Source organism: Mycobacterium arosiense ATCC BAA-1401 = DSM 45069, from assembly GCF_002086125.1.
In the GTDB taxonomy this organism is placed as follows: Bacteria; Actinomycetota; Actinomycetes; order Mycobacteriales; family Mycobacteriaceae; genus Mycobacterium; species Mycobacterium arosiense.
In genome coordinates, this window is record NZ_MVHG01000137.1 from 1 (window position 1) to 7,954 (window position 7,954).

The window sequence follows — 7,954 nt, forward strand, 5'->3', positions numbered from 1 at the left end:
CCCTGCACCCAACAATCATCCCCAAAGCCCCCCGACGACCACGCCCGCCACGCGGAACTAATTCAGCAAGCTCCTAGAGCCGCCAGGGTCCCAGCCACAGCGCGCTGGCGCCGTTGCAGGACCGTTCGACGTTGTCCAGGATGCCGCCGATGGTGCGGCCCAGCAGGGCGCCCAGGGCGTCGGGCAGCGACGCGGCGGCCGGCTGCGAGGAGGCTTGCGGCCGCAGCACGTCCAGCAGCGAGCCGCCCGGGAAGGTGACCAGGCGCACGTCGGCGTCCTCCTCCAGTCCGGCAAGGATTTTCGCCCGGCGCAGCGCGGTTCGGAAGCCGCCCAGTTCGTCGACCAGCCCCCGCTCGCGCGCGTCGGCGCCGGTCCACACCCGCCCCCGGGCCACGCGATCGACGGCCTCGGTGGTCAGGTTGCGGCCGTCGGCGACCCGCTGAACGAAGTCGGCGTACACCAGGTCGGCCTCGGCCTCGCGGTGGGCGCGCTGCTCGGGCGTGAACGGCGTCTCGATCGACCAGGCATCGGCATTGGCGTTGGTGCGCACGGTGTCCAGCCCGACGCCGAGGCGCTGCAGCAGATCGCGGATCACCAGCTTGCCGGTGATCACGCCGATCGAACCGGTGATGGTCGCGGGGCTCGCGACGATCGCGTCGGCGGCCGCCGCGATGTAGTAGCCGCCGGACGCGGCGACCGCACCCATCGACGCCACCACAGGCTTGCCGCGCTTGCGCGCCCTTTTCACTTCTCGCCACAGCGTTTCCGAGGCGGTGACCGAACCCCCGGGGCTGTTCACCCGCAGCACGATCGCGGACACCGAATCGTCGGCGGCGGCTTCCCGCAGCGCCGGGGCGATGGTGTCGCTGCCGACGGTGGAGGCGCCGAACGGCAGGAACTGCGGTCCCCCGCGTCCGTCGACGATGGTGCCGTCGACGTTGATCACGGCCACGGTCGGTTTGGCGCGCCGACCGGGAACCGGTGGCACCGGCGGGGTCAGCCGCGACCGGGCCGCGCCGGCGTAGCGCAACACGTACAACCGCGGTGGCATGTTTTTCTCCGAAACGTCCTTCACGCCAACCAATTCCGCGATGCGGTCATAGGCTTCGTCCCGGAAGCCGATCCGGTCGACCAGACCCGAGGAAACAGCCTCCTCGCGCAACAGCGGGGCGCGATCGGCCAGCGCGTCCAGGGCGCCGGCGTCGAGCTTGCGTGATTCCCCCACCGCCTCCCACACCTGTTCCTGCAGGCTGGCAAGCATCCGGGTGACGGCCTCGCGGTGGGCCTCGGTGAAGCCGTGCTCGGTGAAACGATTTGCCGCCGACTTGTATTCGCCGCGGGCGACGAATTGGGCTTCGATGCCGGCCTTGTCCAACGCGTCGCGCAGGAAGGTGGCATTGTTGGCGAAGCCGATCAGCCCGACGCTCCCGGCAGGCTGCATCCAGACCTCACCGAACGCCGAAGCCAGGTAGTACGACAGCGTGCCCGGATACGTTTCGGCCCAGGCCAGTGACGGCTTGGCGGCGGTGAAAGCGACGATGGCCTCGCGCAGTTCCTGTACCGCCGCCGACGGCGACGCCGTCAGTTGGACCCGGGCGATCAGGCCGGCGACCCGCGGATCCTCGGCCGCCCGGTAGATGGCGGCCACCACGTCGCGCAGCGCGACCCGCCGGCCGCCCCCGCTGATGATGGCCAGTGGGTCGAAGCCCGACGTTTCTGGCGGCATCGAGCGCAGGTCCAACTCGAGCACACAGCCGTTGGGCACGCCGTGATGGCGGGCGGTATCGACCCGGCCGGCCAGCGCGCGAACGTCGTCGACTCCGGGGATCGAAGGCAGGAAAGCGAACATGTCTGCAGAGTACCGATGCACGGCCGTACGGTGGTCGGGTGAGGTTTTCCATTGCGATCCCGCAGTTCGATTACGACGGCTTCGACGCAGCGGGGCTGCGCGCTTTCCTCGCGCGCGCCGAGGAGCTCGAGTTCGAGGGCGGCTGGCTGCTCGAACAGGTCATTGGGCCCACGCCGCTGCTGGCTCCGTTGGAGCTGCTGGCGTATTGCGCCGCCTGCACCGAGCGGCTGCGCTTGGGTGTGGCCGTCCTGGTGACGTCGCTGCACGACCCGCTGCAGTTGGCCTCGGCCGCCACCGCCGTCGACCGACTCAGCCACGGCCGCTTGGACATTGGTGTCGCACCCGGGGGTGGTCGGCGGAAATTCGCCGCCTTCGGCGTGGACAAGGACACCTTCATCTCCTATTTCACCGAGGGCCTGGAGCTGATGAAGGCGGCCTGGTCCGACGAGCCAAGGGTGACGTTTCACGGTCGGTTCCGCGACGTCAACGACCTGCCGATATCGCCCAAGCCAGTGCAGCGTCCACACCCGCCGATCTGGTTCGGGGGCCTGGCGCCCAAGGCGCTGGCCCGCGCGGTGCGGCACGGCGACTCGTTCCTGGGCGCCGGGTCGTCGACCACCGAAGCGTTCGCCGGCGCCGTGACCGTCGTGCGCCGCGAACTCGACGAGCAGCACAAGGACCCCGCGGCCTTCACCATCGGCAAACGGGTCTATGTGATGGTCGACGACGACGCCGCCAAGGCTCGCGAACGCGTGCTCGCCGGGCTGGACCGCATCTACGGAAAGATGCCCGGCGTGGCCGACGTGCCGGTCTCCGGCACACCCGACGACGTGGCGCGCGGGCTGCGCGAGGTCATCGACGCCGGGGCACAGATGGTGTTGTTGAATCCCGTCGGCATCCACGCGGACGAGAACCGTGAGCAGATGGAACGTCTTGCCGCAGAAGTGATCCCGCAGCTGAGCTAGCTAGGACAGCTCGGTGGCCGAACCGCCCGCGGCGGTGATCTTTTCGCGTGCACTGCCGCTGAACTTGTGCGCGGACACGTCGACCTTGACCGTCAGCTTGCCGTCACCGAGGACCTTGACCAGCGAGTTGCGGCGAACCGCGCCCTTGGCCACCAGCTCGTCCACGCCGATCGAACCACCTTGCGGGAAAAGCCGATTGAGGTCGCCGACGTTGACGATCTCGTACTCGGTGCGGAACCGGTTGCGGAATCCCTTGAGCTTGGGCAGCCGCATGTGGATCGGCATCTGGCCACCCTCGAAGGTGGCCGGCACGTTCTTGCGTGCCTTGGTGCCCTTGGTGCCGCGGCCGGCGGTCTTGCCCTTGGAGCCCTCACCGCGACCGACCCGCGTGCGCGCGGTCTTCGACCCGCGCGCCGGCTTGAGATCGTGCAGCTTGATTGTCATTTCTTGCTACCTCCGGTACCCCCGGTCGACGCCTCGGCCGGCTCCACCTCGACGAGGTGGCTGACCACCGCGATCAGTCCGCGGATCTGCGCGTTGTCCTCGCGGATCACCGAGTGGCGAATCCGCCGCAGGCCCAGGGTGCGCAGGGACTCGCGCTGCTTCCAGCGAGCCCCGATGGTGCTGCGCACCTGGGTGATCTTCAGTTGACTGCTCATGGTTGTGCCCCCGAAGTCTGGGCCTCGCGAGCCGCCGCGCTGGCGATCGCGTCACTTTCCCGGCGGGCCTTGAGCATTCCAGCAGGCGCAACGTCCTCGATGGGCAGGCCACGGCGAGCGGCCACCTCCTCGGGGCGCTGCAGCAGCTTGAGCGCGGTGACGGTCGCGTGCACCACGTTGATCGCGTTGTCGCTGCCCAGTGACTTGGCCAGGATGTCATGCACGCCGGCGCATTCCAGCACCGCACGGGCGGCGCCACCGGCGATCACACCGGTACCCGGGCTGGCCGGGCGCAGCAGCACCACGCCGGCGGCCGCCTCACCCTGAACCGGGTGAGTGATGGTCCCGCGGATCAGCGGCACCCGGAAGAAGCCCTTACGGGCCTCCTCGACGCCCTTGGCGATGGCCGCGGGAACTTCCTTGGCCTTGCCGTAGCCGACACCGACCATGCCGTTGCCGTCGCCGACGATCACCAGCGCGGTGAAGCTGAATCGCCGCCCACCCTTGACCACCTTGGAGACGCGGTTGATCGCGACAACCCGCTCCAGGTAGTTGCTCTTGTCGCCGTCGCGGTCGCGGCCACCACGACCGCCGTCGCCGCGCCGACCGCGGCTGTCGCGGTCCCCGCGCGAGTCACGGCTGTCGCCGGCGCCTTGGCCGCCGGCCGGCTGCTCCGCCATTATGCGGTCCTTCCAGTCGTGTTCAAGCTTCTCGTCATCAGAATTGCAATCCGTTCTCGCGTGCGGCATCGGCCAGCGCCGCGATCCGTCCGCCGTAGGTGTATCCGCCACGGTCGAAGACCACGCTGTCGATGCCGGCGGCCTTGGCGCGCTCGGCGATCAGCTGGCCCACCCGCACGCTGCGGGCTTTCTTGTCCCCCTGCAGGCTGCGCACGTCGTCCTCGATCGACGACGCGGCGGCCACCGTGGTCCCGTTCTCGTCGTTGACCAGTTGCACGTGGATGTGCCGCGCGGACCGGTTGATCACCAGCCGCGGACGCTGGCCGGTGCCGGCGATCTTTTTGCGCAGGCGTGCGTGCCTACGCAGCCGAGAGACCCGCCGGGTCGCGGACACGCTCTGCCCCACTGGCTTTCGCGCGGCGGTGTTTGTTTGCGCCATGATTACTTACCTGTCTTTCCGACCTTGCGGCGGATCTGCTCACCCTCGTAGCGCACACCCTTGCCCTTGTACGGGTCGGGGCGGCGCAGACGGCGGATGTTCGCCGAGATCTGGCCGACCTTCTGCTTGTCGATCCCGGTGATGGTGAATTTCGTCGGCGACTGGACGGCGAACGTGATGCCGTCCGGAGCCTCGATCACCACGGGGTGGCTGTAGCCCAGCGCGAACTCGAGGTTGGAACCCTTGAGCTGCACCCGGTAACCGACGCCGAAGATCTCCATCTTGGTGGTGTATCCCTCCGTCACGCCGGTGACCAGGTTGGACACCAGCGTCCGCGACAGCCCGTGCAACGAGCGGCTGCGCCGCTCGTCGTTGGGACGGGTGACCACGATCGCGCCATCGTCGTTGCGCGACACGGTGATCGGCTCGGCCACGGTCAGATCCAGGACGCCCTTGGGCCCCTTCACCGACACCTTCTGGCCATCGATCGTCACGTCGACTCCGGACGGGACCGGAACCGGCTGCTTACCAATGCGAGACATAGTCTTTCGTTACCTCCCCGCCCTTACCAGACGTACGCGAGGACTTCGCCGCCCACGCCCTGCCGGGCTGCCTGGCGATCGGTCAGCAGGCCCGAGGAGGTGGAGATGATCGCCACACCCAGGCCACCGAGCACGCGCGGCAGATTGGTGGATTTCGCATACACCCGCAGGCCGGGCTTGGACACGCGGCGCAGGCCGGCGATGCTTCGCTCCCGGCTCGGGCCGTACTTGAGCGAAACGATCAGCGACTTGCCGACCCGAGCATCCTCGGTCCGGAAATCGCTGATATAGCCCTCGCTCTTGAGGATCTGGGCGATGTTTGCCTTCAGCTTCGAGTGCGGCAACGTCACCTCGTCGTGATACGCCGAATTGGCGTTGCGCAGACGTGTCAAGAAGTCTGCGATCGGGTCCGTCATCGTCATCGAGCGCCACTCCTCTTCATCGCTGCGGCCCCCTCGCCGCTGCGCTGCTGGGGGTACCCCCGCTGCATCGTCGTTGTCGCAGTCATGACAGTGTCTGTCACCTTCCTCGCGGTGGTTCCCGGTCCGGGCCTGTCGCGCACCTTTTTTCGTTTGGTCTTAGGGGTTGGGGCTGTTACCAGCTGCTCTTTTGCACGCCGGGCAATTCGCCGGCGTGCGCCATCTCGCGCAGGCAAATTCGGCACAGGCCGAACTTGCGGAAGACCGCGCGCGGGCGGCCGCACTTGTTGCAACGGGTGTAGCCGCGCACCGCGAACTTCGGCTTGCGTGCGGCCTTGTTGACCAGTGCTTTCTTTGCCATCTACTCAGTTCTCCTTGAACGGAAAGCCGAGGGCCCGCAACAGCGCTCGTCCTTCGTCGTCGGTCGTCGCCGAGGTGACGACGTTGATGTCCATGCCGCGGACCCGGTCGATCTTGTCCACGTCGATCTCGTGGAACACCGACTGCTCGGCGAGCCCGAAGGTGTAGTTGCCGACACCGTCGAACTGCTTGGGCGACAGCCCGCGGAAGTCGCGGATACGGGGCAGCGCAATCGAGGTGAGACGGTCCAGAAACTCCCACATCCGGTCCCCGCGCAGCGTGACCCGGGCACCGATCGGCATGCCCTCACGCAGCTTGAACTGCGCAATGGACTTGCGCGCGCGACGGATCTCGGGGCGCTGCCCGGTGATCAGGCTCAGGTCGCTGACCGCGCCGTTGATCAGCTTCGCGTCCCGCGCCGCATCGCCGACACCCATGTTGACGACGACCTTGGTCACCGTCGGGATCTGCATGACGTTGCCGTAGCCGAACTGCTGCTGCAGCGAATCGCGAATCTCGCTGCGGTAGCGCTCTTTCAGGCGCGGCTGAACCTTTTCTGCAGTACCCATCAGATGTCCTTGCCGTTGCGCTTGGAGATACGAACCCGCTTGCCGGTCTCCTCGTCGACCCGGTAACCGACGCGGGTGGGCTTACCGTCCGAGTCGACGACCATCACGTTGGAGACGTGGATGGGGGCTTCCTGCGTGACGATGCCGCCCGACTGGGCTCCGCGCTGGTTGGTCGAAATCGCGGTGTGCTTCTTGATCCGGTTGACGCCCTCGACCAGCACTCGGTCGCGTTCCGGGTAAGCCTGCAGCACCTTGCCTTTGGCGCCCTTGTCCTTCCCGGCGATGACCAGGACGGTGTCGCCTTTGCGGACCTTCATTTACAAAACCTCCGGGGCGAGCGAGATGATCTTCATGAACCGCTTCTCGCGCAGTTCGCGGCCCACCGGCCCGAAGATGCGCGTCCCGCGCGGGTCGTTGTCGGGCTTGATGATCACCGCGGCGTTCTCGTCGAACTTGATGTAGCTGCCGTCGGGACGCCTACGCTCCTTGACGGTGCGCACCACGACGGCCTTGACGACATCCCCACGCTTGACGTTGCCGCCCGGGATGGCGTCCTTGACGGTGGCGACGATGACATCACCGATGCCGGCGTAGCGTCGCGACGAGCCGCCGAGCACACGGATGCACAAGATCTCCTTGGCGCCGGTGTTGTCGGCGACCTTCAGTCGCGATTCCTGCTGAATCACTCGATCTCCTGACCTGGTTGCGTGTGCACGGCAGGAGAACCCACCTGGGTGAGCATTCGGCGGGCATGACCCACCAAAAACCTGACGTGCGCGGTCTTTGTCACCGAAGGGCACGCGGGGCCGATTCGCACCGGCCGAGGTCTGCCCAAGGCAACCCCTAGAGTCTAGGGGACGACCAGCTCAGAGCCAAATTCTGCGAGAACGCGGTCGAGACGGGGAACGGCATCCTCGAATGAAAGCTTTCAATCGCGGCTGAAATTCCCCGCCGCACGTTTTTGAACTGCGGAAACGTCCGCTGATCCACTCGCAGCGAACTTCACTACCGCCATGTTCTCGGAGACGCGCTATGCGCTGAACGGGGACTTGCGGGTGTCGAGGTGCGCGCCGGGTTGCACACCGGCGAGTGCGAAATCCGAGGCGACGACATCGGTGGGATCGGCGCACGTGTGAGCGCCTGGGCCGGACCGACGACGTACCGGTGTCCGGCATGGTGCGCGTTTTGGTGATTCGGGTCAGGACTCGAATTCGAGGAGCGCGGGGCGTACGAGCTCAAGGGCGTGCCCGGCGAGTGGCGTGTATTCGCAGTCGCCTCTAGGTAAAACCATTGCCCGGCAATCAGAATGGCGGTGGATCGTCGTCGCTGTCGGGTGGTGGCGCGCAGCCGAAGTAGGCGGCCTCGCGTTCTCGGCGCTTCGCTTGGCGGGCGTGGCGGTTGTGCCGGCGTTCGGTGGCGATGCGCGCGGCGCGGTCTTGGGCGCGGGTGCGGCGGCGGGTGGGCATCATCGC

General features: G+C 67.3%; 12 protein-coding genes and 1 pseudogene. 2 read left to right on the forward strand and 11 right to left on the reverse strand.

Going from position 1 to position 7,954, the window contains the following annotated elements; translation table 11 throughout:
- Nucleotides 1-73: 73 nt before the first annotated feature.
- Nucleotides 74-1,849 (reverse strand): signal peptide peptidase SppA, encoded by a 1,776-nt coding sequence (gene sppA, locus BST14_RS26955; RefSeq protein WP_083067352.1) that lies wholly within the window; start codon nt 1,847-1,849, stop codon nt 74-76.
- A gap of 38 nt (nt 1,850-1,887) precedes the next feature.
- Between sppA and BST14_RS26960 the strand changes: the two genes are divergently transcribed.
- Nucleotides 1,888-2,814 (forward strand): LLM class flavin-dependent oxidoreductase, encoded by a 927-nt coding sequence (locus tag BST14_RS26960; protein WP_083067353.1) that lies wholly within the window; start codon nt 1,888-1,890, stop codon nt 2,812-2,814.
- Here the strand turns inward: BST14_RS26960 and rplO are convergent, their stop codons facing one another.
- The 10 genes from rplO to rplN all read right to left on the reverse strand — a co-directional run bounded on the left by rplO (nt 2,815) and on the right by rplN (nt 7,168).
- Entirely contained in the window at nt 2,815-3,258 is a 444-nt protein-coding gene (gene rplO, locus BST14_RS26965) for a 50S ribosomal protein L15 (RefSeq protein ID WP_083067354.1), read from the reverse strand.
- Nucleotides 3,255-3,473: a 50S ribosomal protein L30 gene (gene rpmD / locus BST14_RS26970; protein WP_083067355.1), complete on the reverse strand. Its 219-nt coding sequence runs from the start codon at nt 3,471-3,473 to the stop codon at nt 3,255-3,257. The genes rplO and rpmD overlap by 4 nt, the downstream gene beginning before the upstream one ends.
- Complete coding sequence (rpsE, locus tag BST14_RS26975; protein ID WP_083067356.1) at nt 3,470-4,153, reverse strand: 30S ribosomal protein S5; 684 nt, start codon at nt 4,151-4,153, stop codon at nt 3,470-3,472. Before rpsE ends, rpmD begins: the two co-directional genes overlap by 4 nt.
- Nucleotides 4,154-4,190: 37 nt before the next feature.
- On the reverse strand, nt 4,191-4,559 hold the full coding sequence (gene rplR / locus BST14_RS26980; protein WP_082972484.1) for a 50S ribosomal protein L18: 369 nt from the start codon (nt 4,557-4,559) through the stop codon (nt 4,191-4,193).
- 35 nt (nt 4,560-4,594) lie between these two features.
- Nucleotides 4,595-5,134 carry a 50S ribosomal protein L6 gene (rplF, locus tag BST14_RS26985; protein WP_083067357.1) on the reverse strand — a complete coding sequence of 180 codons (540 nt, stop codon included), beginning with the start codon at nt 5,132-5,134 and terminating at the stop codon, nt 4,595-4,597.
- 23 nt (nt 5,135-5,157) lie between these two features.
- Nucleotides 5,158-5,556: a 30S ribosomal protein S8 gene (gene rpsH / locus BST14_RS26990; protein ID WP_083067358.1), complete on the reverse strand. Its 399-nt coding sequence runs from the start codon at nt 5,554-5,556 to the stop codon at nt 5,158-5,160.
- 172 nt (nt 5,557-5,728) lie between these two features.
- Complete coding sequence (locus BST14_RS26995) at nt 5,729-5,914, reverse strand: type Z 30S ribosomal protein S14 (RefSeq protein WP_003873499.1); 186 nt, start codon at nt 5,912-5,914, stop codon at nt 5,729-5,731.
- A gap of 4 nt (nt 5,915-5,918) precedes the next feature.
- Nucleotides 5,919-6,482, reverse strand: coding sequence for a 50S ribosomal protein L5 (gene rplE, locus BST14_RS27000; protein WP_083067359.1), 564 nt, complete (start codon nt 6,480-6,482; stop codon nt 5,919-5,921).
- Complete coding sequence (gene rplX / locus BST14_RS27005; protein ID WP_083067360.1) at nt 6,482-6,799, reverse strand: 50S ribosomal protein L24; 318 nt, start codon at nt 6,797-6,799, stop codon at nt 6,482-6,484. The genes rplE and rplX overlap by 1 nt, the downstream gene beginning before the upstream one ends.
- Entirely contained in the window at nt 6,800-7,168 is a 369-nt protein-coding gene (gene rplN / locus BST14_RS27010) for a 50S ribosomal protein L14 (protein WP_003403649.1), read from the reverse strand.
- Nucleotides 7,169-7,536: 368 nt separating this feature from the next.
- On the opposite strand from rplN, the pseudogene BST14_RS32750 reads away from it, so the two are divergent.
- Nucleotides 7,537-7,767, forward strand: a pseudogene (locus BST14_RS32750) (nucleotidyl cyclase domain-containing protein); the annotation flags it as partial.
- Nucleotides 7,768-7,954: the final 187 nt, after the last annotated feature.